Origin of the sequence: Actinotignum stranguriae (assembly GCF_051265215.1) — a bacterium.
Classification (GTDB): domain Bacteria; phylum Actinomycetota; class Actinomycetes; order Actinomycetales; family Actinomycetaceae; genus Actinotignum; species Actinotignum schaalii_C.
This window is the reverse complement of sequence record NZ_JBOZCJ010000005.1, coordinates 58,648-82,869: the sequence shown is the minus strand read 5'-3', so window position 1 is coordinate 82,869 and position 24,222 is coordinate 58,648. Positions and strand designations below refer to the sequence as shown.

General features: G+C 61.7%; 18 protein-coding genes. 4 read left to right on the top strand and 14 right to left on the bottom strand.

Going from position 1 to position 24,222, the window contains the following annotated elements; translation table 11 throughout:
* Positions 1-150: 150 nt before the first annotated feature.
* Positions 151-3,219 (top strand): Cna B-type domain-containing protein, encoded by a 3,069-nt coding sequence (locus tag ACRQEG_RS03340; RefSeq protein WP_016442125.1) that lies wholly within the window; start codon positions 151-153, stop codon positions 3,217-3,219.
* 424 nt (positions 3,220-3,643) lie between these two features.
* Here the strand turns inward: ACRQEG_RS03340 and ACRQEG_RS03335 are convergent, their stop codons facing one another.
* From ACRQEG_RS03335 to dapA, 6 genes are all read right to left on the bottom strand, one after another.
* Positions 3,644-4,825 carry a glycerate kinase gene (locus ACRQEG_RS03335; protein WP_016442124.1) on the bottom strand — a complete coding sequence of 394 codons (1,182 nt, stop codon included), beginning with the start codon at positions 4,823-4,825 and terminating at the stop codon, positions 3,644-3,646.
* A gap of 243 nt (positions 4,826-5,068) precedes the next feature.
* Positions 5,069-6,403 (bottom strand): enolase C-terminal domain-like protein, encoded by a 1,335-nt coding sequence (locus tag ACRQEG_RS03330; RefSeq protein WP_026429168.1) that lies wholly within the window; start codon positions 6,401-6,403, stop codon positions 5,069-5,071.
* 275 nt (positions 6,404-6,678) lie between these two features.
* Positions 6,679-7,575: a 2-hydroxy-3-oxopropionate reductase gene (garR, locus tag ACRQEG_RS03325; protein WP_126135608.1), complete on the bottom strand. Its 897-nt coding sequence runs from the start codon at positions 7,573-7,575 to the stop codon at positions 6,679-6,681.
* A gap of 158 nt (positions 7,576-7,733) precedes the next feature.
* A complete protein-coding gene (locus tag ACRQEG_RS03320; RefSeq protein WP_435733780.1) occupies positions 7,734-8,654 on the bottom strand; it encodes a gluconate:H+ symporter in 921 nt (306 codons plus the stop codon).
* On the bottom strand, positions 8,543-9,085 hold the full coding sequence (locus ACRQEG_RS03315; RefSeq protein WP_435733779.1) for a GntT/GntP/DsdX family permease: 543 nt from the start codon (positions 9,083-9,085) through the stop codon (positions 8,543-8,545). The genes ACRQEG_RS03320 and ACRQEG_RS03315 overlap by 112 nt, the downstream gene beginning before the upstream one ends.
* 47 nt (positions 9,086-9,132) lie before the next feature.
* Positions 9,133-10,020: a 4-hydroxy-tetrahydrodipicolinate synthase gene (dapA, locus tag ACRQEG_RS03310; RefSeq protein WP_284891934.1), complete on the bottom strand. Its 888-nt coding sequence runs from the start codon at positions 10,018-10,020 to the stop codon at positions 9,133-9,135.
* A gap of 316 nt (positions 10,021-10,336) precedes the next feature.
* Here dapA and ACRQEG_RS03305 point away from each other — a divergent pair, with 316 nt between their 5' ends.
* Positions 10,337-11,101 carry an IclR family transcriptional regulator gene (locus ACRQEG_RS03305; RefSeq protein ID WP_274735836.1) on the top strand — a complete coding sequence of 255 codons (765 nt, stop codon included), beginning with the start codon at positions 10,337-10,339 and terminating at the stop codon, positions 11,099-11,101.
* 25 nt (positions 11,102-11,126) lie between these two features.
* Here the strand turns inward: ACRQEG_RS03305 and ACRQEG_RS03300 are convergent, their stop codons facing one another.
* Together ACRQEG_RS03300 and ACRQEG_RS03295 are read right to left on the bottom strand one after the other, a co-directional pair.
* On the bottom strand, positions 11,127-11,786 hold the full coding sequence (locus ACRQEG_RS03300) for a hypothetical protein (protein WP_274735837.1): 660 nt from the start codon (positions 11,784-11,786) through the stop codon (positions 11,127-11,129).
* Complete coding sequence (locus tag ACRQEG_RS03295; protein ID WP_274732653.1) at positions 11,770-11,979, bottom strand: hypothetical protein; 210 nt, start codon at positions 11,977-11,979, stop codon at positions 11,770-11,772. Before ACRQEG_RS03295 ends, ACRQEG_RS03300 begins: the two co-directional genes overlap by 17 nt.
* A 397-nt stretch (positions 11,980-12,376) precedes the next feature.
* Here ACRQEG_RS03295 and ACRQEG_RS03290 point away from each other — a divergent pair, with 397 nt between their 5' ends.
* On the top strand, positions 12,377-13,507 hold the full coding sequence (locus ACRQEG_RS03290; RefSeq protein ID WP_435733778.1) for an L-talarate/galactarate dehydratase: 1,131 nt from the start codon (positions 12,377-12,379) through the stop codon (positions 13,505-13,507).
* Positions 13,508-13,676: 169 nt separating this feature from the next.
* Here ACRQEG_RS03290 and ACRQEG_RS03285 read toward each other — a convergent pair whose 3' ends face one another.
* From ACRQEG_RS03285 to ACRQEG_RS03265, 5 genes are all read right to left on the bottom strand, one after another.
* Positions 13,677-14,567 (bottom strand): dihydrodipicolinate synthase family protein, encoded by an 891-nt coding sequence (locus ACRQEG_RS03285; RefSeq protein ID WP_435713713.1) that lies wholly within the window; start codon positions 14,565-14,567, stop codon positions 13,677-13,679.
* A 252-nt stretch (positions 14,568-14,819) separates the two neighbouring features.
* Positions 14,820-16,406, bottom strand: a complete 1,587-nt coding sequence (locus ACRQEG_RS03280) for an L-serine ammonia-lyase (RefSeq protein ID WP_016442114.1) — start codon at positions 16,404-16,406, stop codon at positions 14,820-14,822.
* Positions 16,407-16,559: 153 nt separating this feature from the next.
* Positions 16,560-17,423: a GmrSD restriction endonuclease domain-containing protein gene (locus ACRQEG_RS03275; RefSeq protein WP_016442113.1), complete on the bottom strand. Its 864-nt coding sequence runs from the start codon at positions 17,421-17,423 to the stop codon at positions 16,560-16,562.
* A 387-nt stretch (positions 17,424-17,810) separates the two neighbouring features.
* Positions 17,811-20,153 (bottom strand): LPXTG cell wall anchor domain-containing protein, encoded by a 2,343-nt coding sequence (locus ACRQEG_RS03270; protein WP_016442112.1) that lies wholly within the window; start codon positions 20,151-20,153, stop codon positions 17,811-17,813.
* Positions 20,154-20,347: 194 nt separating this feature from the next.
* Positions 20,348-22,954, bottom strand: a complete 2,607-nt coding sequence (locus tag ACRQEG_RS03265) for a hypothetical protein (protein WP_016442111.1) — start codon at positions 22,952-22,954, stop codon at positions 20,348-20,350.
* 414 nt (positions 22,955-23,368) lie between these two features.
* Here ACRQEG_RS03265 and ACRQEG_RS03260 point away from each other — a divergent pair, with 414 nt between their 5' ends.
* On the top strand, positions 23,369-23,914 hold the full coding sequence (locus ACRQEG_RS03260; RefSeq protein ID WP_016442110.1) for a DUF4232 domain-containing protein: 546 nt from the start codon (positions 23,369-23,371) through the stop codon (positions 23,912-23,914).
* Between the two features lie 8 nt (positions 23,915-23,922).
* Here the strand turns inward: ACRQEG_RS03260 and ACRQEG_RS03255 are convergent, their stop codons facing one another.
* Positions 23,923-24,174, bottom strand: a complete 252-nt coding sequence (locus tag ACRQEG_RS03255; RefSeq protein ID WP_231366651.1) for a type II toxin-antitoxin system Phd/YefM family antitoxin — start codon at positions 24,172-24,174, stop codon at positions 23,923-23,925.
* Between the last annotated feature and the right edge of the window lie 48 nt (positions 24,175-24,222).

Genomic DNA, 24,222 nt, shown 5'->3' with positions numbered 1-24,222 from the left:
TGGCATCGCGCACATATCCACCACAATGTCCCAGCCGCCACATTTTAATGCGATGTCATACTAAAATGAACAATGATATTGTTATTGGTACTAACTAGGGAACCCGGAAAATTACCGCAGCACCGCAGCTGCCAATCCCAAGGAGTGATTATGCCGCAGCCCTCCACCCGCCAGCCGCGCTCCCGCGCGCTCCTCATATTCCTGGCGGTCCTCTTCCTTATTCTCGGCACGCTGGTGTGGGCCACTCCGGGACCGGCCCGCGCTGCCGATACCAACCCTGCCGGCGGTAGCCCCGCGGCCGATGCGGCGGCGTCGCCGCGCGCCGTCGTGCAATGTTCACAAGATCCCAACGACCTCACGTGCCCCGAGGATCTCCTCACCCAGCGCATTCGCGAGGCCGGAACCACGCCCACCCGTATTATTCTGGGCGCCACCGACACTCTCCTCACGAGTACCCTGAAGATTCCCGCCGGTGCGGATATTGAGCTCGTCAACGGCGGGCGCGCCCCGTGGGGTGCCACTGATTCCGGACTGGTGCGCGAAGATGGCTTCAGCGGCGTGATGGTGCAGGTGCCGGCAGGCGCCGCCCTCACTTTCGATAATTACGACGGCGGCACTTTCCGCATGCGCAGCCGCGGGGAATGGGTCCCGGGCGGCGGCACTCTCCTGGATGTGCGCGGCAGCCTCACCATTAACGGCGGGGAATTTTCCGGGGTGCGCGAAGCGAAGCAGACCTACCAGGGCGCGATCACCATCAGCGGGAAAGATGCCAGTTTTACCCTCAACGGCGGGAACGTCACCGATAATCATCGTCAGCTCAATAATCCTGGTGCAGTCCAGTACGGCGCCGCGAATATCGCGGTAACCGAGGGCGCCACCTTCGTGATGAACGGCGGGGAGGTTAGCAAGGGCAAAGCTCGTGTTGTTGACTCTTACGGTTACGGCGAAGTTGGCGGGATCGGCGTGTACAAAGGCGGGAACGTCACCATCAACGGCGGAACCATCACGGAAAATTCCGGTTTCGCGGGCGGGATGATCGCATTCACCTGGCTGTGGTCCACATCGGATGCCACCCCCGAAAACTCTGCTCGCACCCGCAGCTTCATCACGATCAATGGTGGCACCATCTCCAAGAACCGCGCTTCTTTCTCCGGTGGTGGGATTCTTTCTTTCGGTAACTCCGAGGTCACCATGAACGGCGGCACCATCGATTCCAATTCGGCACCCAACGGTGGCGGCGTGGGAACCTTGGACCTGTACGTGTGGGGTGCGGACGGCACCTGGCAAGAGGTTCCCGGCGATGGTAAGAACTGGGGCTTCACCACCGCGCAGTGGTCGGAGCTGTCCCCCGGCGCCTTCACCATGAACGGCGGCACGATTTCGAATAACTCCAGCCGGCGCACCGGGGCCGGCGTGAACGTGGTCTCCAATAAGGTCCAGCTCAACGGGGGCACCATCAGTGGCAATGAGGCTGGTCAGCAGGGCGGCGGGGTCTATGTTTCCACCGCCACCTACACCCTGCACGCCGGCAACACTCTGGTCACGGCGAATTCCGCTTCCGGGATTGGCGGCGGGATCTGGACCTGCCCCACCGGCAGCGTAGAGGTCCACGTGGATAACGGCGCGGCGATTTTCGGGAACGCCGCGACTCGCTACGGCGCGGACCTCGCGCACGATAACCTCGGTTCGGTCAGCTCCGCGCCGGTGTGGACCTCGGATGCGATTCTGGGCGGCGGCCTGGTGGATTACTACCAGGATAACGAAGGTGCCCGCTTCGACCCGGCGCAGCTAAGCCTGCCCGAGAAGGAACGCCCGCGCCCCGAACTCATCAAGGGGCGCGAGATTTCGAACGAGGGATTTGCCGCCGTGGTTTCCGATCCGGCTCAGGGTGCGGCTCGCGATGCCGCGCGCCTGGTCATTACGGGCAACACCGCGCCGCGCGGGGCGGGTATCGGCACGAATGGCTCGGTTATTTTCGGCACGTGGGGTTACGCGCAGGCAACGGTCACGAAACAGTGGTTCTATGAAACGACGACGACGCCGCCAGCTGGCGATAAGCCCAATCCTGTGCCGGCACGTCCTTCGGATATTGCCTCCTCGAGTGTGCCGATGCGGCTGGTCTCCGATACCTCCGCTGAGCTCCCGAAGCCGCAGGTGGTACAGAAGTTTAGCGTGACGGCCGGTGAGGAGTGGACGAAGAGCTTCACAAATCTACCGATCCGCACTGATGCTGGAGAGTTGTACGTCTACGCGGTGCAGGAGCTGGACGCTGCTGGCGAGGTGCTGAAAACCAAGGTGTTGGAGCCGTCGCAGCTGCTGGTGCAGCGCGGTGAAAAACTGCCTAAGCGCCCGGAACTGGCGGAAGGCATGGCTCCGCCCGAGGTGTGGTTCGTCGGGAAGGTCGCCAATGAGGTGCCTACGCCGGTGGATATCGCGGTCACGAAACAGTGGGCCTACCGCGATTCGAGCGATCCGGTGCCGGGTGCTGCGCTGCCCGAGCAGGTGGAATTCGAGCTGCTGCGCGATACCGATGCGGCTTTCTCCCATCCCGAGGTGGTGCAGAGCTTCACCGTGACGAAGGCGGATAACTGGGTTCGCACACTCACCGGGCTGCCCCGCGCCACTGCGGAGGGCGTGGCCTATGTGTACGGGCTGCGTGAGAAGGGAGCTGGCGAGATCGTGCCGGTTCCGGCGGCCCCTAGCGCTCCTGAGACTCCCGGCAGCCCCGAAGCCCCGGGCGAGGACGGCGTTATTCACCGTGCGGTGACAGTGGTCAATACCCTGACCCCGCCGCCTCCGCCTACTACGCCGCCCACGGTTCCGCCGACTACGCCGCCGACTACGCCGCCGACGACGGAGCCACCGACTCCTCCCACCACTCCGCCGGTACCGCCCACAACCGAGCCGCCGGTACCGCCGACAACTCCCCCGGCTCCGCCGACGACGCCACCTACAACGCCGTCGGTACCGCCAACGACACCGTCGGTGCCTCCCACTCCGAGTGAGCCACCGACGCCGCCCACGGTTCCGCCGAGTACACCTACGGTAACTCCGCCGGCCAGCACGCCTCCGGCTACTCCGCCGAGCACACCGCCGGCGAATCCGCCGCGGATTGTGCGCACCGGCAGCGATGCCCGCACCGGAGCAGCCCTCGCGGGCTCAGCGTTGCTCGCCGGCCTCGGAATCCTGGCCTGGCGCCGGCTGCGCACCGACCGCTAGGCGAGCCCTGCGCCTAAGCCACGGGGGGTGGTACATCGCACGCGATGTACCACCCCCCGTAGTCGTTCTTTCAGACAACCGCCCAAAATCGACGCACACAAAGTGGTACCAGAACTACATTAACTAGATGATTTCCTGTCGTGACGTACCACTTCGTTGCGCCATAACCGGGCCGGCCCTTTCAGACGCGCCCTTCGAGATGCCCCACTCGGCTGGGGCCGGGGTGCAGGCTGCCGGACCCGGTATGTGTTGTCCGGGGTGTACTGCGAATGTCGTACATACGAAGTACAGCTCTGAAAACACCTAGTACCTCCGCCGGTGCTGGTGTGACTCCTGAGGTTCGACTTATGTGATCGCACCCCTCGGCAACACTTGTTTACCCCAGGGGTCATGGATGGTTAATCTAGCTGCCGCCACCGAGAAATTAGGCACGCCGGCCGGCCGCGTAGAGGCGCAAGGCGCGTTCGGCGGCGTTTTCCAGGTTCGCCGCGCCCTCCGCAAGCGCCTCGTCAAGCGTGCAGGGCCGGTCCACAATCGGCACCAAGCCAACGAAGCCGTGTTCGTACAGGTCCTCCACGCCTTCACCGAGTTTCCCCGCGAAAGCAATAATCGGCACGCCGGCAGATTTACCGCCGCTGGGCGTATCACCGGCACCCGCACCGCGCCCGGCACCCGCACCGGCCGCCGCGGCAACCCGCGCCACCCCGGAAAGCGTTTTGCCCATGAGGGTTTGGCGATCCATGGCGCCCTCCCCGGTCAGAACCAGGTCCGCGCCGGCCATCGCCTCTGCTAGCCCCACGGTTTCCATGACCAGATCCACCCCGGATTCCAGGCTGGCCCCCAACAGCAAAAATGCGAAACCGAGCCCGCCGGCCGCCCCCGCGCCCGGCGTCTCCTGCACGTCCATCTTCCCGGCAACGGTCGCGAAATTACGCAGCACCCCGTCCAGGAATTCCACGTCCGCGGGCGAAGCACCCTTCTGCGGCCCGTAAATCGCGGAAGCCCCGCGCTCCCCGAGCAGCGGATTATCCACATCGCAGGCCACCCGGATGGTCACGCCGGCCAGGCGCGGATCCAGGCCGCTGAAGTCCGCCCGCGCCAAGCGCGCCATCTCCGCCGGGGTGGTGCCCAGCTCGGTGGCGGCGTCGTCGTAAAAACGTGCGCCGAGTGCCGCGAGCATCCCGGCCCCGCCGTCGTTCGTGGCGGAACCACCCAGGCCCACCAGAATCTCGGTGGCGCCCTCATCGAGCGCCCGCGCAATAAGCTGCCCCACCCCGGTACTATCCGAGCGGCGAATATCGCGTTCTTCGGGGCGCAACTGGTCCAACCCCACCGCGGCCGCGCTCTCAAAAATGGCGTGCTCCCCCGCGATCGCCAGCTCAGCCGGCACCGTAGCCCCGCGCACCCCGGCCACCGGCAGCGTGATGATCCGGGCGCCCAGTGCATCGGCAATGGCGCGGGCGAAACCTTCCCCGCCGTCCGCCATAGGAATTTCCACGCATTGCGCATCGGGTATAGCCCGCCGCGCCCCGGCCGCGAGCGCCGCGGCCGCGCGGGCCGCCGTCATGGATTCTTTGAAGCTATCGGGGCAGCACACAATTTTCATGGCAGAGCCTTTCACGTCGGTGTCTACAATTTTCGCCGTGCTGAGTCACGCGGATGTTAAAGCTATCGAAACGCTATAGAAAAGCTATCGAAAAAATACGCGGGGCACACGAACGCGAGGAAATGGAGAAAACTCGCGCCCGCGCGCCCCGCGCGATAGGAACACTGGCAGCTTAAAGCCGGTAGCGTGCGGCACGCTAGCGTCAACGCAAACTAGTGTTGCCGCAAGCTACCCGCCTTTTAGTTAGCGGACCAGTGCTGGCTTCTTATTATCGAACTTCCAGCCGGGGATGAGGTACTGCATGCCGATGGCGTCGTTGCGCGCGCCGCCGCCTTCCACCTTCTCCTTGTAGAGTTCGTGCGCCGCGAGGATCTGGTCCATATCCGGCTCGATGCCCAGGCCCGGGCGCTGCGGAATCGTGAGCTTGCCGTCCACGATCTTGAGCGGTTCCTTGGTGAGGCGCTCCACGCCTTCCTGCCAGATCCAGTGGGTGTCCAGGGCGTTGTATTCGCCCGGGGCCGCCGCGCCGCAGTGGGCGATCTGGGCCAGGGAGATATCGAAGTGGTTATTGGAGTGGCAGCCCCAGGTCATGCCCATATCGTGGCAGAGCTGGGCCACGCGCACCGAGCCGCGCATCGTCCAGAAGTGCGGGTCGGCCAGCGGGATGTCCACGGATTGCAAGGTCAGCGAGTGGGTCATCTGGCGCCAATCGGTATTGACCATATTGGTGGCTGTGGGCAGGCCGGTGGCCTTGCGGAACTCGTTGAGGATTTCACGGCCGGAGAAGCCGTTTTCCGCGCCGCAGGGATCCTCGGCGTAGGTGAGGATGCCGACCTTGTCCTTGCACAATTCGATGGCTTCCTTGAGGGACCATGCGCCGTTGGGGTCGAGGGTGATGCGGGCCTCGGGGAAGCGTTCCTTGAGGGCCACAATCGCCTTCATTTCTTCGGCACCTTCGAGCACGCCGCCCTTGAGCTTGAAGTCCTGGAATCCGTAGAGATCGTGGGTGGCTTCCGCGAATTTCACGATCGCTTCGGGGGTGAGGGCTTCTTCGTGGCGGATGCGGTACCATTCCACATCCGAATCCTTTTCGCGCAGGTAGGGCAGGTCCGTCTTATCCGGATCGCCCACGTAGAAGAGGTAGCCGAGCGCGCGCACCTGATCGCGCTGCTGGCCTTCGCCCAGGAGCGCGGCCACCGGCACGTTGAGGAACTGGCCGAAGAGGTCCAGGGTGGCCGCTTCCAGCGCGGTCACGGCGTGGACGGTGGTGCGCAGGTCGAAGGTCTGGAGGCCACGCCCGCCGGCATCGCGGTCCGCGAAGCGTTCACCCACCTCACGCAGGAAATTGTTGTAATCGGCCAGGGAGCGCCCCAGCACGATATCCTTGGCGTCCTCGATGGTGCGAGTGATCTTCTCGCCACCGGGAACTTCACCGATACCAACGTTTCCGCTGGAATCTTCCATGACCACCACGTTGCGGGTGAAGTAGGGGCCGTGCGCGCCGGAGAGGTTGAGTTCCATGCAGTCATGGCCGGCAACCGGGTAAACATCAATCTTCTTAATTGTGGGAACTGACATCGTTGTCTTTCTTCTTTGGGCGCTGCGCGGATGCTGTGTGCCGCGCAGCGCGGTTGGTCGGAGTAGCAGAGTATGTGCGGTTATGTGTAGGTGCGGTGTTCTGGTGGGGTGCGGCTGCGCTACGCGCGGTTTTACGACGACGCCGCTAGCTGGCCGCCGGCCGGCCGGTCAGGAGAACTTCCTTTCCGGCCGGTCCGGCCGCGCTCGGTTCCAGCCAGGCGCGGCTCGGAGTCACACGGCCGCGGCCAGCTGGTCAGTTACGGCCAGCGGGTGCTTTACTCGGGCAGGCCCGGGTGCAGCTCGATATTCGCGAGCTTCTCGTAGAAGCGCACGAGGGAGGAGTGGTCCTCACCGGCATGGTCATCACCTTCGAGCACCGACATCATCTCGCGCACCTGTGCGGTGAGCGGAAGCGCGGAATTGACCCCGTGGCCGGTGTCCATAACGTTGTTGAGGTCCTTGATATGCAGGTTGATGCGGAAGCCCGGCTTGAAATTGCGGGCCAGCATCATGGGAACCTTGGCGTCCATCACCGTGGAACCGGCCAGTCCGCCGCGGATAGCGCGGTACACGGCTTCCGGATCCACCCCGGCCTTCTGGGCCATGGTGAACGCTTCGGCGCAGGCGGCAATATTGATCGCCACGATGGCCTGGTTGGCCAGCTTAGCAATATTGCCGGCGCCGATGGGCCCCACGTAGGTAACGTCCCCGGCCATCACGCCGAGCACGTCCTTGACCTCGTTGAAGAGCTCTTCTTCGCCGCCGACCATCACGGACATGGTGCCGTCAATGGCCTTCGGCTCACCGCCGGAAACCGGGGCGTCCAGCATCCGCACGCCGGCCTTTTCCAGGCCCGCGGCCACCTCGCGCGAGGCGAGGGGTGCGATGGAGGACATATCAACGTAGATGAGCCCTTCGCGAGCACCTTCGATAATGCCACCTTCGCCCAGGGCCACCGCCTTGACGTGGGGGGAATTCGGAAGCATCGTGATGACCAGGTCGGCCTTCTCCGCCGCTTCCTTACCGTTCGCAACGGCGGTCGCTCCGGCTTCCACCACGTCGGCAACAGCTTCGGCATTGTGGTCGTTCACGTAGAGTTCGTGCCCGGCCTTGAGGAGGTTCTTCGCCATGGGCTTGCCCATAATGCCAAGACCGATAAATCCGATCTTCATGGAGTTTTTCCTTCCTTTTTGTATGATCGTCAGGTTGGTGTTTCCAACGGGCGGAGCGTTTCACGTGGGGTGGGGCGCTCCGTTTCTTTGCGCACCGTTTCCTCGCGGGGTTGGGGCGACGCCGCAGCTGCGCCGTCGTACCCCTTCCCGGAGAAGTGTTAGGCCGGAACCACCAGGCTCAGCAGCAGGCAGGCACCCAGGCCGAGCACGGAGAGCAGCGAGGTGTAGGTGGTGCGGACCTTAATGGTTTCCGCCACCGAGAGCCCGAGGAATTCCTTGAACATCCAGAACCCGGGGTCGTTCACGTGCGAGGCCATAATGGAACCGCACGCGGTTGCCAGGGTCATGATTTCGGGGCTCACCCCGCCACCGGCGATCATCGGCACCGCGATACCGGCCGCGGCCACCACGGCCACCGAGGCCGAGCCGAGGGCCACGCGCATGAGCGCGGCGATAAGCCAGGCGATGATAATCGGGGAGAGGCTGAGGTTCTCGGTAATGGAGAGAATGTAATCGGAAATGCCACCGTTCTTGAGCACGGCCGCGAAGGCGCCGCCACCACCGATGATGAAGACGATCATCGCGATGGACTTCACCGAAGCCGCGCAGGAAGCCATGATCTTATCCATGGGCACCTTGCGGACCAGGCCGAAGTAGGCCACGGCCACGAGGAGGGAGAGCATGAGGGCGAACCAATCGTGCCCGATGAAGGCCATAACCTTGGTGACCGCGTGCTCGTGCCCCAGGGTCACCTCGAGGATGGCGTGCCCGCCGATGAGGATAACCGGGAGGGCGGTGATGCACAGCGAGGCCCAGAAGCCCGGCATTTCTTCGTCGGTCCATTCCTTTTCATTGACCAGGCCGGCCGGCGGGCGGGCGGTCACAGACTTGACGAAGGGCAGGCGCGGCCACATGATCGCGACCACGGCACCCAGCGGAATGGCGAAGAGGAGGCCATACAGCATGGTCAGGCCGATGGAGGCGTCGTACATATTCGCCACGGCCGAGGGGCCCGGGTGGGGCGGGAGGAAGGAGTGCATCGTGGACAGCGCGATTGCCATGGGCATCGCCAGCCACATAACCGGAATCTTGTAGGCCCGGCACACGGCGAAGACGATGGGGATGATGATGACGAAGGCGGTCGAACGACGCCGACGAGGAAGGACACGATCACAATCGCGAGCTGGGAGTGCTTGATCCCGAACTTGTTAATCATGGTGGTGGCGAGGCGGTTCGCCGCGCCCATATCCGCCATGAAAACGCCGAGCATGGCGCCGAAGCCGAGGAGCAGCACGAGTTTACCGGTCTGCCCGCCCACACCCGATTGGATGACGTCAAGGAGTCCCTTGACTTTCTCACCCTTGTCATCAACGGTGGCCAGGAGAGGCATACCCTGCGCCATGCCCACCACGACCGAGACGATGACGAGGGCAATAAAGCCATTCATCTTCAGCACGATCATGAGGAACAGGAGCAGCGCAATGCCAAGTGCGAGGATTACTAGTGGCATGGTTTTTCCTTAGTTTCCAATCTCATCACTGAGATAGCCGGATACGGCTAGATATTGGTGACCGCTTCGACGGCCTTTTCGAGCGCCGGGCGGAATTCGGGGGCAAGCTCACGGGCCGGTGCGAAGCAGTAACCCGCTTCCACACCCGCCATACGCAGGCCTTCCTTGAGAACCACCGGGAAGGTGGCCACGTCTACGAGGTTGCGCAGCGGCGAGAGCGCATTTTGCAATTCGAGGGCGCGTTCGCGGTTACCGGCGCGGTATTCGTTGTAAATGCTGGAGACGAGCTTGGGCGCAATATTCGCGGTGGAGGCGATGGCGCCGGCGGCCCCCAGGCACAGGGCCGGGTAGATGAGGGTATCGCGGCCCATAATGACATCGAAGTCATCGGGGAGCTCGCGGATGTAATCCCCGGTGAGCGTCATATCGCCGGCGGAATCCTTGATGCCGATGATATTGGGGACGTTCACGAGTTCGCGCATGGTGCTGAGCGCTACCGGAACCTTGGTGCGGCCCGGGTTGGAGTACACCAGGATGGGCAGATCGGTTTCTGCCGCGATGTTCTCGTAGTGTTCGACCAGTTCAGACTGGGTGGGGGTCATGAAGTAGGGGGTGAGGACCGAAAGGGCGGAAACTCCACCAACTTCCTGGACCATATGGGCGGTTTTAATGCAATCGCGGGTGGTAATTTCCGAGGCACCGGCGTAGACCGGTACCCGGCCATTGGCCTGTTCCACGGCGATTTCAACAACGCGGCGCTTCTGGTCATTATCAAGACCGTAGATTTCACCGGAGCTGCCGAGCACGAAGATACCGTGCACGCCGTTGGTGATCGTGTAGTCGATGACGTCGCGCAGACCCTGCTCCAGCAAGTTTCCTTCGCGATCTAGAGGTGTGACGAGAGCGGGAATCACGCCTTCTGCATGGAACTCCATAGTTCTCCTTGGTTGCGGCTTCAGTTTCGACTTCGCCAGCGAAACCGAAACTTTGTGGACAGTCAGCTACGTATGTAGACACTAGTATTAAAACGCGGTTTTGAAACTACAGGATGGGACTAACGTCTGAGCTATGTAGGGCAACACAGGTGTTCCGCGGCGCAGTTCCGGGGAACTTGTTGCGGTGTCCTTTACTATGGAACCTAGAGAAATGAAAGAAATTATCGTGGTACCGTGGCACCCCTGAGGTACCCCACAGCGCGCGGCTTTCCGCCAGGCGCCGTGGTACCACGGCTTACGAAGGTGTTGGATCCGTTTGAGAGCTACAAGCACAACCGGCGGCGGTGTTCGCCCCGTCAAATCTGCCTCGCGCACCGTTGACCTGCTCGAATTCCTCGGCAGGCGCATTGCCGACCCCCCGCGCTTGGCAGAGATTTGCGCGGAGTTAGATGCGCCACGTTCCTCCACCTACGCGCTGCTGCGCACCCTCATCGACGCCGAATGGGTGCAGGCCACCTCCACGGATCGCTACATGCTGGGCATCCGCGCCCTGACCGTAGGCACCGCCTATATCGACGCCGATCCGTACGTGCGAATCGTGCGCCCGATCCTTGTGGATCTGGCAAAAGAGCACGGGGAAACTTTCCATATGGGCCGTTTCGATAACGCGGAAATCGTGTATCTCCTCACCCAGCAATCCGACCGTTCCACTCGCACTTATTCGCGTGTGGGGCGCCGCCTGCCCGCGGCGGCCACCGGGCTGGGCAAGGCCGTGCTGGCTCACCGCCCCGCAGATATCCCGGAGGAACTGGTGGCGCTGACGGAGCGAACTATCACCTCAGAAGCGCAGCTGCGCAAGGCCCTCACGGAGACCGCCACGCGCGGTTACGCTATCGATAATGAGGAAAATACCCTCGGCCTGCATTGCGTGGCATTTTCTCTCCCCTACGAAAGCCCGGTGCGCGACGCCATTTCCTGTTCTATCCCCAGCGCGCGCTGGAGCGCGGAGCGTGAAGCGGAGATCGCGGCAGCCATGCGCACCGCGGTTAATCGCATCCTCGATTCCGCGCCGATTGCGTAGCACGGAGAAGAATGGGATGGGTGGTTCACGTTTCGAGAGCTTCGAGTGCGACGGCGCGGTCATGACGCACCGCGACGCGTAACTGAATCTTCTCCCATTCCCGGATCCCTCGATATAGTGCATCGCGTGCTTGCGGTGCACATGCCGCTCCGAACTCATCGATCACGAAAAGAAGAACCTCTTCAAGGCAGGGCCGGAACCTGCGCCCACCCACCGGGAAATGAACATTGGCAATACGAGGAGTGCGGGCCGCGTTCTTGATGCGCCGGCGTGCCCGGCGGGAATGATGACCGCTCAGGAGCAAAGCGTGCATCCATTCATCGCCGTGCGAATGTATCTGGATATGCGCGCAGGGAATAGTTGAGCGTGGTGAGCGAATGTAATCCCAGCGTACTAGAGGCTCTTTTCCTTCGTGTCCGCGGATCACTGAAAATGTTGATTGATCGACCGTGAGAAAACCACTCTCCGGATCGAGAAAAACTCGATAGTCAAATAGCACAAGCAGGTTGTGCGGAAAAGCTATGCGGCCACTGATTCGCTTTCCAGGTGCTTCACTCAGCACCACCGACTCGATACTTACTGAAGAATTTTCATCTAGAAAACTGCTTATCTTTCCGAGGTGGTCAGCAAATCTTTCGGCCTGGAACTCTAGGCTTCCACCTGGATGATCACGGTTCTCGACCATAGCGAGCCAACTTCTCGAAGTAATCTAATCCGTCCAATTCGAAATAGAGCTTCGCTTCTTTTTCGCCGAGCAGGTAGTTATCAGCGCGTAGGTCGAATTCTTCCCGGGTCATCCTGACTTCGCGCAGAATCTCCTCTTTCCGCGCCAGAATTTCTTCCAGCGAGGTGTAGGTTCGCCCGATAATGACTGTCATAGTGGTCACCTCCGTCCTTCTCCGCCATTCTCGCATGGCGTGGAAGCGTAAAAAAGACCTAGGTAACGCCTTGTGGACAAGGATGACGTTTGCGGATTCTGTGGATAACTTCGATACCGCTGCCACTACCTATCCCGGGCAATCTCGCTGTTCTCATCCGCCAGTTTCGAAAACCTGACTAACTTGAACCAACTCAGACCTACCGACGACGCCGCCACCCGGTTCGATCCCCAATTATCCGCAAAGATGCGCCATCTGGGGACTTATGTCACATTTGCCACGGTCTACATCTGTAGATACTTGTATTGCCGGTAGGTAGGCTGACGCCGTGTGTGCACCGCCGCACGGGTGCCTTTCCGGCATATCTCAGGCAGACCCCAAGGCAAAGGAGCATATTGTGAGCCGGGATACCATCGCACACGTGAAGCTTTCCCACGTTATTTTGCCACTGAACAACCCGATTTCTGACGCAAAGGTGTTCACCGGGCGGCAAAAGCCCATGACAGAGGTGAATTTCCTCTTCTGCGAAATCGAAACAACCGACGGCCATTCGGGCCTTGGTTTCTCCTATTCGAAGCGTGCGGGTGGGCCAGCCCAATTCGCCCACGCTTCCGAAGTGGCCGATAACCTTATCGGGGAAGATCCCAATGATATTGACCGGCTGCGGGTGAAACTGCTGTGGGCCGGTGCTTCGGTGGGGCGCAGCGGGGTGGCGGTGCAGGCCATCGCCGCCATTGATGTGGCCCTGTGGGATTTGAAGGCGAAGCGGGCCGGGCTGCCGCTCTCCAAGCTTATTGGTGCCCACCGCGACTCCATCCGCACGTACAACACTTCCGGCGGCTTCCTTTCCTCGCCGCTGGAGGAAGTGATCGAAAATGCGCTGGCCTCGAAGGAGCGGGGCATTGGCGGTATCAAGATCAAGGTGGGGCACCCGGATCACCAGGTGGATTACACCCGCGTTAAGGCGGTGCGCGAGGCCCTGGGCGATGATTTCCCGCTTATGGTTGATGCGAATCAGCAGTGGGATCGCCCCACCGCGAACCGCATGTGCGAATGGCTGGAAGAATTCAATCTGGTGTGGATTGAGGAACCGCTGGATGCCTACGATTACGAAGGGCACGCGGAGCTTGCGCGGCGTTTCATTACTCCGATTGCTACCGGTGAGATGCTCGCTTCGGTGGCCGAACACGTCAAGCTCATCGAGAACCATTCCTGCGATTTCATCCAGCCGGACGCCCCGCGCGTGGGTGGCGTATCGGAATTCCTCAAGCTGACGAAGCTGGCCGAGCATGCCGGGCTGCAACTCGCCCCGCATTTCGCCATGGAGATCCACTCCCACCTGGCGGCCACCTACTCCTTGGAGCCGTGGGTGGAGCACTTCACCTGGCTGGATCCGCTCTTCAATGAGCATATGGAAATCAAGGACGGCCGCATGATCGTTTCTGACCGGCCCGGCCTGGGCGTGACACTTTCCGACCAGCTGCGCGCCTGGACGGTTAATACCTTCGAAGTCGGTAAGCGGCCTTAAATACTACGCGGCTGGGCACCGCCAGCCGCGCCGGCAACGGTGTGGGCAAGGAACACCGTGGCCGGTTGGCCCCGGGGTGGGCGGAAAATCCGCCTACCCCGGGCGTCGTCGTATTTAATGTGCGGTATTTAGTGCGCAGATTTAATACGCGGCACTAATGCACGCGTATTTATGCGCGTACTTCGCGTAGCAGCGTCGCGATTTTCTCCGAATCCTCCGCGCTCAACGGGACCTGCGGGGCACGCATCAACGGCGAGCACTTCACCCCGCACAAACGCACCCCCTCCTTAATCGCAGCAATGAAAATATCACCGATCTCATACACCGCAGCCAAACGCGTAATCTTCCCCAACTCCGCGGCAGCGCCCGTAACGTCCCCGGCCTCATACGCCGCATGCATCGCCGCAAATACCTCAGGAATAAGATTCGTCAGGCCCGAGAGCACCCCGGCCCCGCCACACACCCGATTCCCAATGTAATACTCATCAAAACCAGAAAGCACCGCGAAATCCGGGCGCACCTTCTTCACCTCGCGAATCACCCGCCGCGTATGACTCTGAGTATCCACCGTATCCTTGAGCGCCACAATATTTTCGTGCCGGGCGGCCAGCTCAGCCACCAACTCCGGACTCAAATCCGCACCCGTACGCTCCGGGAAGTTATAAAGCATCACAGGAAGGCTCGTCGCGCCCGCAACCGCGTCATAAAAATCAAGGGCCCGCCCATATGAATGCCCGAAATAGAAGGGCGGAAGAGCCACCACGCCATCCACACCAGCAACCTCAGCAGCCGCGATATTCTCCAGCACCTCACCCAGCCGCGCCGCGCTCACCCCGGCCAACACCTGGAAACGCCCCGCGGCCTGCTTGACCGCGAACTTCAAGAACTCGGCCTTCTCCTCGGTAGCAAAGGAGAAAAACTCCCCGATCGAGCCGAAGAAGAGCACCCCGTTGAGCCCGGACTCGGCAAGACGATCAATATGGGCGGCCATCGCCGGATAATCAATCGCACCCGAATCGTCGATCAACGTGACCGACGGGCAATACACACCAGAAAACATTCCAACCCCTTGTCAGTGGCGCGCGGCCGGCCACCCCGAATGGGCGGCATGCCGCGGCAGTCGTTCATACATCTATTATGGAACTAAGTTCCACCTAATGGGACTGGACGGGACTTGTGCTACGTCACATTTCGGGGACGTTTCGGGTAGTTTCCGGCCGTTCCGGGTAGTTTCCGCCCGTTCGAGGTAGTTTTGCACCCCTTTCGCGGAGTTTCGCAGCGGGACGCCACACGGCGCAGCCACACGGTACGGCTAGCACTCCACCACGTTAACCGCGAGCCCACCCTCCGAAGTTTCCTTATATTTGGAAAGCATATCCATCCCGGTTTGGCGCATGGTTTCCACCACGGTATCAAAGGAGACGGTGTGGGAGCCATCGCCCCACAACGCAATATAGGCGGCATTAATAGATTTAACCGCAGCCATGGCATTGCGTTCAATGCACGGGATTTGCACCAGGCCACCCACGGGATCGCAGGTGAGGCCAAGAGAATGTTCCATAGCAATTTCCGCAGCATTTTCCACCTGGGCCGGGGTGCCGCCCAGAGCTTCCGCGAAACCGGCGGCCGCCATTGCCGAAGCAGAACCGACTTCACCCTGGCAGCCCACTTCCGCCCCGGCAATGGACGCATTCGTCTTAATAATTCCGCCGATGGCCGCCCCGGCAAGCAAAAAATTATACATTCCCGCGCGGGTGGCCCCGGGCACGAAACGTTCATAATACGTGAGGACCGCGGGAACGACGCCGGCCGCGCCGTTCGTCGGCGCGGTGACAATCCGGTGGCCGGCCGCATTTTCTTCGTTAATGGCCAGGGCGAAAAGATTCACCCACCCGAGGGCTTCCAGCTGGTCCGCGCGGTGCCCCGCCGCGGTTTTTTCCTCCAGTTCGCGGGCCAGCCCGGGGGCGCGCCGCTTCACGCGCAGCCCACCCGGAAGAGTCCCCTCCGTGGCAATACCGGCCTTAATCGCCTCACCCATCACGGCGTGCACCCGATCCATATGGGCAATAACAGCCTGGTGTGGGCGCAGCGCGGTTTCATTAGCGAGCGCGAGTTCAGAAATGCGCATGCCAGTTTCGGAACAGAGCTCCAGCAGCCGAGCTGCGGTGAAAAACGGATAGGGGACCGCGGTCTGGGCGGCGTCGGCCTGTTCTTCCGTGGCGAGCGGCGCCACCCGCGGTTCAGCCGGATCGCCCAACTCTTCCATCACGAAACCGCCACCCACCGAATAATACGTATGTTCAGCGAGGAGCTCCTCGCCCGCCCAGGCACGCAAGGTTAACGCATTTACGTGGTAGGGCAAAATATCACGCGGACGAAAAATAATATCGCGGTCGCGCACGAACGGTGTGGGCTCGAAACCGGGCACGGTGAGGGTACCGGAAGAATCGATAGCGGCTTCCATGCCGTCCACCACCGCGATGGATACATTTTCCGGGCTGTACCCGGACAGCCCGAGGAGGACCGCGCGGTCGGTATTATGCCCGCGCCCGGTGGCGGCCAGGGAACCGAAAAGATCCACGCGCAGGCTCGTGATGCGAGCGCCCGGGGCGCGGGTGGCCAGCAGCGTTGCGAAATGCAGCCCGGCGCGCATGGGCCCCACCGTATGTGACGACGACGGGCCTATCCCCACCCGGAACATATCGCATACTCCCAGGGGATTTGCGCGGGTCTCCTCCTCCCCGGATTCGCCGGTGGTCCCGGTTACTTGCGTTTCGCCGGCGAGGATGGCGGCGGGGAGGACGGCGTGCGGAGTATCGGGGTGACGTTCGCTGAGGGAGACCGGGACGGTATGTGCGGCGTCGTCGAAATCAGGATTGAGCCTTAAACGCGCGGTCATACATGTCCTTTCGGTTGCTGGTCACGCACCGTTTGTGATCATACGGCAAGCGGCCGGGAGCTGCGCGCCCCCGGCCACTTTTGTGCCGCGCCAATATGGCTATGTGGCTAGTTGCCTATGTGGCTACGTGCCTATCGGCTACTGGCCCGCAGGCTACTTGCCCGCAGGGCCTTCCCAGCCGGGAACCAACTGGTTCGGGCAGGTCTGCAAGTACTGGGCGAAAGCATCGTGTTCGGCCTGGGTGACGGTCAGCCCGTAGGTGGCCTTCACGCCGATTTGCCGCGCCACGTACTGGCAGGTGAAGTTCTTGTTCGCGGGGACCCATTCGGCGGCGGAACGCCCGGCCTTCTCTTTGGCCTGGTCCGCGGACACGGCCTGCATATTGCGCGGGTCGCTGGCGAAAGCGGCGCGCTGCTCGTCCGTGAACTGGTTGGCACCCGAAGCCCAGGCGTTATCGAGGCTGACGATGCGGTCCACCACCACGGTCTTGGTGCCGGCATCCGGGCGCGCGTAATCAACCATGTTTCCGGTGTAGCTATCCACCAGGGTGCCGTAAGCGATACCGCAGCCGGAGGTGCCCGGCTGCACACCCACGTTGACGAGGTCGCGGCGCAGAATGTCCGTGTAGACGTTACATTCGTCTTCGTTCAGCCCGGCAGCGTCGGGGCCGAACTTCGCCGGATCGGCCTTATCGGTGGTGGACGATTCGGCAATTGTGAGGGTGCTCAGAAGTTCGGTTGCGCTTTGCGGGTGGGCCGGGTTCGGGATGACTGCCGGGAGCTTTTCCGGAGGGGTTTCCGAAGCGCCGGGAGTGACGACGGCGGAGCTAGCAGCCGGGGCTGCGGAGCTGGCCGCGGGAGCGGAGGTGGCTGCAGCCTCATCACTACTCTTGGTGCATGCCCCCATCATCCCCGCGAGAATCGCCAAGGCTCCCATGGCGGCGGCGCACTTCGCGAGCGAGGTGCGGGCGGTGGTGGATGCGCCGTGGCCGGCGCTGCCAAAACTAGTGCGTGGCATGACTTCCTTCTCTTTTCGTTTTCTTCTCGAATAGATAAAACTGCGCGGCGCCGAAACGCCGCGTGACAATGGTAGACAAGCAACCGCGCGGATTCAAAGGCGGGGCGCATGGTGGAATACCAGGTGAACGTGGTGACTGAGGTGCGGGGCAGTGGTGGTATTCTGCGCGTTTGTTTGTGCGGCGACGCCAACTGAATGCAGCGCGGGCCACGCTGAGCCTGGCGCGAGGGCATATATAAGTTTCGAGCTGTACTGCATCCGTAACACAATCGAAGTACACCTGTGAAAACAAGGTGCCCCGCTCGGAGCCAGAACCGATACTGGCCGAGCGGGGCACCTATTCGCAACACGTGGCATCACGCGCTGCCACCTAATGCCTACACGTCCTTACTTCACCGCATGCCGCGCGCGAGAACGACCGAGAACAACCGCACCGCCGGCGAGCATAAGAAGCGTTGCCGCACCAATAGCGCCGCTCATATCGCTTCCGGTCTCGGGAAGCTTCTGGGTGGGAGTTACGTTCTTCGCCACCGCTCGCTTTGCGGTAGTTGTTTTATTCCCTGCCGCGGAATGCTTCGCCGCGGGCTTGCCGGTCGGTTGGGGCGACGACGGCGTATCGGGCGCCTGCCCTGGCTTCCCCTCCGGCGTCTGGGCCTGCTGACGCGCCAGTTCCAGATCCCGCTGAGCCGCCTGCAAGGCGAGGTTCGCCGCGGTCAGTTCCTGCTGTGCTTCCGCCTGGGCTTTCATTGCGGATTCCTCCGCTTCACGAGCCGCCTCAAGCGCGAGAGTCGCCTTACCGTGAGCATCCTGAGCTGTGCGCAGCTCCGCCTCGGCCGCCTTCACCTTCTCAGTAGCTAGGCGAACATCCCACTGGCGCTCATCGTAGGTATTCGACGCATCGGCGAGTCGAGTCAATTCGGCTTGCTTCTGGGCAGCAGTCGCACGTGCAGTATCGAGGGTACGCACCGCTTCCGCGGCTGCCTGACGAGCCTTATCCGCAGCAGCCTTCGCCTGAGCCGCCGCCTCCTTGGCGGCATCCGCGGCGGTCTGCGCAGCGGTCATATCCTTTTCCGCCTGCGCGAGCCTCTCAGTAGCCTGCTTCCAGGTGGGTTCGAGCTCCGCGACGCGTTCCTTGAGCGCACCCGTCTTCTCCGTAGCGCTCACGGCTGTCTTATTCGCCGCATCGCGCTTACCCTCCGCCTCACGTACCGGAGATTCAGCTTGCTCAAGCGCCTGTTTCTGGGCAGCCGTGGCCTCGTTCAATTTAGCTTCCGCAGCGGTTAGTGCCTCTTGGGCTTTACCGGCTTCCTCGGCTGCCTCCAGCGCTTTCTTCTCAAAAGCAGCGTTCGTAGCTTTGGCAGCCTCGAGTTCAATAGCTCGCTGCTCCACAGTGGCCTGCGCCTGCTGCACTTTCTGAGCGGCTTCTTCCTTCGCGGTCACAGCCTTCTCATGCACCGCTTTTTTCAGTTTTATGTTTTCACGCGCCGTTGTCAGGTTCTCTACAGCCTCTTCATGCGCCAACTTAGCTTCCTGGAGACTCTGCTGCTTTTGCGCGGTGACTTGCTCGGCCTCCGCAACGATTTTCCTCTGCTTCTCGACCAAATCCTTCACGTCATCAGCAGGGTTAATTTTCTCGAGATTTTCGAGCTGTTCACGCTTCATTTTCTCGAGTTTTTTCGCGTCCTCGTACGCGCTCTCTGCCTCTTTCTTGGCCTTTTCTTTCGCAGTCACTTGCTCCGCGAGTGGAGCCTCCGACTGCTCGAGCTTTTTGATCTCCGCTTCCGACTCCGCAGCCACACGCTCAGCATCCGCTTTAGCAGCATTAGCCTTGGTTAAAGATTCCTTTGCTGCTTCATCCGCTTCGGTAGCGGTCACCTCGGCATCCTGCGCCTTACCGGCAGCGGTGGCAGCAGCCTCTTTAGCCTCGGCCTTCGCTTTGTACTCAGCCTGGGCAGCCCGCACCGCATCCGATTCTTTGCGGACCTTCGCCATTTCTGTCTTGATGACCTCATCGCGCTGGGCGCTCGCCTTTTCCAGCTCTGCTTCAGCCTGCGTCAAAGCTTTCCGCGCGGCGGCCTCCTGCTGCTCAAGCTGCTTAACTTCCTCGCCAAGCCGGGCCTTATCCGCCTGGGCAGCGGCATCAACCTCACGGGCCTTCGTTACTTCAGTGGTTGCAGCCTGCACGGCAGCTACCTTTTCCTTAAGCTCGGCTTCTTTTGCGGTGACATCGTCCGTGGCTCTCCGCGCACTCGCGTCCGCTTTCTCGTGGGCAATCTGGGCGGCGGCCGCTTGGTCTGCGGAATTCCGGGCTTGCTCAGCAGCCTGCGGGAGCTGACCCTTCGCTGCCTTCCCCGCCTCACTGACCGTGTCCGCTGCTTTCTGCGCAGCTTCCGCTTCTTTCGTGGCATCTGCAAGTTGCTTTTCGCTCTGCGTTACCCCAGCTTGAGTTTTCTTAGCCGCAGATTCCGCTTCGGCGGCCTTTGCTTTCGCTTCAGCTGCGGTTGCGGTAAGTCGATCCACATCAGCCTGGCGCGCCGACACGGTTTCTTGGGCGACTGCCACATTCTTTTCCGCTTCGGCAAGGCTAGGTGCGGGTCGCGCGGCGGTAGCCGCGCGGGCGTCGTCGTTATTCTGTACGGGCTGCGCCACGGCGGCACCGGCCGGTAGCAGCGCAACGGCGACCCCAGCGGTGAGGGCGGCGGCGAGGGCGCGGTGAGTGTGGGTCCTCATGATTGTCCTTTCGGGGAATATGCATCTGGGCGGGACTGACGTTTTGTCAGCTCCAGGACTTGATGGATATAAGCTAATGCGAGAAATTCCAGATTCGTCTCGGAATTAACTGGGATTTTCTCAGGAGCGCTGCCCCGTGTCTGCCATTGCGGGGCAGCGCTCCTTCGACCGCGCGCAGCGCTGTGTTATTTCGGTTATTTCGCAGCGTGCCGGGCACGGGAACGGCCCATGACTACCGCCCCGCCAGCAAGAAGCAAGACGGTGGCCGCGCCGATGGAACCGAGAGCTTCGCTACCGGAGGCGGCCAGGGCCGGTTTCGCGGGAGCCTTGGCGTGGGCGGACATATCCGGGCGCACAGCCGGTGCGACGGGAGCTTGCGGCTGTGCCTGAGGCGCCGCGGGCTTCGCCGTGGGAGCCGTAGGAGCCGTGGGAGATTCGGGCTGCGCCGGGGTGCTCGGCTTGGTATCGGGTTTCGTCTCCGGCTTCACTTCCGGCGTGACGTCCGGTTTTACCTCCGGCTGGTCGGGCTTCACTTCCGGCGTCCCGGGCTTGGGACTGGGGGCGTCCGGCTTGACCTCGGGCGTGCCCGGCTTCGTTCCCGGCTGATCAGGCTGGTGCGGTTGTTCCGGTTGCGGAGCCGGCTTCACGCCCGGAGCGTCCGGTTTCGGGGCGGGCGGCTTGGGCGCATCAGGCTTCGGGGCCGGGGTCTGCTGGCGGGCCAAGGTGAGTTGCTGTTCGGCGGCATGCAAGGCGACAGTTGCCGCGCCGAGCTTTTTCTGCGCTTCGGCCTGCGCGGACTGTGCTTGCTGCGCTGCTTCGCGCGCCACGGTGACCGCCTGAGTGGCTTTCTCATGCGCGGCCCGGGCCTGCTCCGTCTTTTCAGCGGCGAGCCGAGCCGCCTCGGCCGCCTGCTGCAGGTGCTCCGCGCGCTCGTCGTACTTCTGCGCTTCGGCAATCAGGCGCTCTAGCTGAGCTTGCTGCTGCGCGGCAGCCTTCTTCGCATTATCCAGGTTGCGAGCGCTTTCCTTCTCAGCTTCCCGCGCGGCTTCCAGCTTCACCTCCGCGGCGCGCATATCCTTCGTTGCCTGGAGAGCCGCCTCGCGCGCGGCGCTCACGTCTGACTTCGCCGCGGCGAGCTTCTTTTCCGCTTCAGCCCAGCCCGGCTTCAGCTTCTCCACCCGCCCCTTGAGATCCGCGAGTTTCTTAGCCGCTTCGGCGTGCTTCTCACGCTCGGCATCATGTGTGCTCTGCGCAGCCGTTACCTTTTCTGCTTGGGCAGCCTTGGCTTTCTCCAGCGCAGCGTTCGCCTCGGTTAGTTTCTGCTGCGCTTTTTGCAGCTCCTTGTGAGCCTGGTCAGCCGCGGTACCCGCCTGCTGCACGGCAAGTTTAGCTTGGATAGCATCCGCCTTCTTGCGGTTTACTTCTGCGGTGAGATCCGTAGTCGCTTGCTGGGCATCATTCAGTTTTTGCGCAGCATTATTCTTTTCGACGACGGAGGCATCATGCTCCGCCTCCTTTGCCTTGTGTGTATTAATTGCGGCATCGCGCTGAGCAGCCAAGGCATCGTAGGCGTTCTTCGCCTCGGTGTAGCCCTTCTGCTTTTCAGCCACCGTAGCTTCCAGCTTTTTCAGCTCGGCTCGATGCTCTGCGAGACGGTCTTGCAAGGTTTTCTTCGCCTGGGGCGGAGCGGTTGTAAGCGCCAGCTCAACCTTCTTGATGTCTTGTCGTTTAGCTGCTTCCTTATTTTTCGCCTCATTGAGAGCCTTTTCGGCATTATCCATCGGAGTCTTGAGCTTTTCTGCAGCCGCTTTCTTCTGGTCGAGATCATTCTTTAGCTGCTCAAGTTCCCCAGCGAGTCGTGCTTCGTCCTGATTTGCTTTTTCAACTGCGGCATTCGCGCCCTTATGAGCCTTCAGAGCATCCTGCAGCTTCGCCTCAGCAACCTGCTGTTCTTTCTCAACACGCTGCGCTTCTTGCTGCTTGGCATCCCGCTCCGCAGCCTTCTGCTCGGCGAGCTGCTTGGCCTTATTGACCGCGCCGGTTTCGGTATCAACCTTGGCCTTGTCATTCTTGAGCGCCTCATCACGCTCCGCTTCGGCCTTGCTCAGCTTCTCCCGCGCTTCGTCAAGCTTCGTTTGGGCGGCCTTTTCCGCATCCGCGAGATCCTTGACTTCCCGCTCCAGGCGCTTCTCATCCGCTTTGGCGGCAGCTTCAACTTCCTCAGCCTGCGTTAGTGCCTGGCTGGCAGCTTCTACACCCGCGGCCTTCTGCTGTGCCAGCTTCTTTTGCTCACCGAGTTTCTCCGTTGCCCGCTCCAGCTCGGCGGACGCTTCATCATGCTTGGTTTTCGCGGCAGCCGCTCGCTCGGTGGAATCCTGCGCCTGAGCGCTGGCTCCCTGCAACTGATTCTTGGCTGCCTCACCCGCTTCTTTCACTTCATCAGCGGCGCGCTGCGCGGCATCGCGCTCTTTCTGAGCCGCGCTGAGTTTATCTGCGGCTTCTTGGGTGGCAGTAGCAGCTGCAGCCGCGGCCTTTTCCGCCTTCTTGAGGTCATCTTGCGCGGTGGAATTTTTCTTGGCAGCCCGCTCGAGTTCCGCCTGGCGATTCTGGACTTCAACCTGCGCCGCGGCTACGTTCTGTTCGGCTTCCTCCACGCTCAGCGCGGGGCGCGCGGCATCGGCCACAGGAACCTCGCCCGCTCCGGAAACCGGCTGGGCCTGCGCAGCGCCAGCCGGAACAAGTGCAACGGCTACCCCGGCGGTGAGAGCGGTAGCTACGACGCGGTGAGTCTGGGACCTCATCGTTATCCTTTCAAGGAATATACATCTAAGTGAGAGTGGCACCCTTTGCCAGGGCCACGATTTTACGGGGAACAGTTAATGGCAGAAAAGCTAGATTCGGCTTGGAATTTTCTGGGATTTTCTCGGGAATGCCACCGCATTTTCGCCACTCCACCCCACAATGCCCGTAAATAAGCGGATTATTGGTTAATTGCCATTATTTACACAGTTCCGCGTTATTACTCATTTAACTAACGGCCGGGCCTTCTGGCCCATGCCACACCAACCCACACCAATCCATTTTGTGGCGCAGATTACTTTCAAGTCATAGACTGGCGTGGTGAGGGTTCGCTCGTAGGCCGGGTGGCGCCCCGCTGCTGCGGCGTCGTACCTAAAAACTACGCTGGTACACACGCACACATGAAGGAGGCAACCATGAAACGTTTGGTGCTTGTAACCGTAACCTGTGCCGCGGCGCTGGTATTCAGCGCATGTTCGGGCAGCGCCACGCAATCCGCACCGCCGGACGCCGTGAACACACCCGCAAGTGCCCCCGCGAGCGCGGATTCACCCTCCCGCTGCGCGCCCGCAGAAATGGACACCACCCTGGGCGATAGTGACGGTGCGGCCGGGCATAGGTATTACGTACTGCGCGTGGAAAACACCGGTAAAGTGCCGTGTTTCATTCCGGCACAGCTCGAGGTGACACCCATCAGCGCCAACGGGAATATGTTCACCGAGCCGGCGCCGGCGAACAGCGCGACCGGGGCGGATGTGGTACTTGAGCCAGACGAGCGGATCGCCATGGAAGTGGACACCATCAATCCCGGGATTGTGTGCCCGGAGCGGACGGTGTGGGACCTCAATCTTGCGGTGGGGTATACGGGCACCAGCGTGTATTCCGTTTCCCACGGGGAGCAGATGAATTCGTGTTCGTCCGGGCAGTCCACGGTGAAGGTTGGGGATTTTGAGGTGGAGTAGGCGCCGAACTACTCGGCAACCTCGGAGAGTGGATGCTCACTCCCTCCGCCCGCCTCAATCCGCTCCATCGCATCAAGCAAACGCCGAGCATTGCGCGGCGAGCGCATGAGGTAGACCGTTTCGCGCAGGGAGGTGTATTCGTCCAGCGAGAGAATAACCGCAGGTTCCTGGCCGTTCCGGGTGATAATCACCGGTTCACAATCATCAACCACGGACTGCAAAACGTTCGCGTAGTTCTTCAGCGACTCTGAAGACGTCATTGTTTTCATTGCGCACCCCGAATGTATCCGTGCTATCTACCCGTAGAA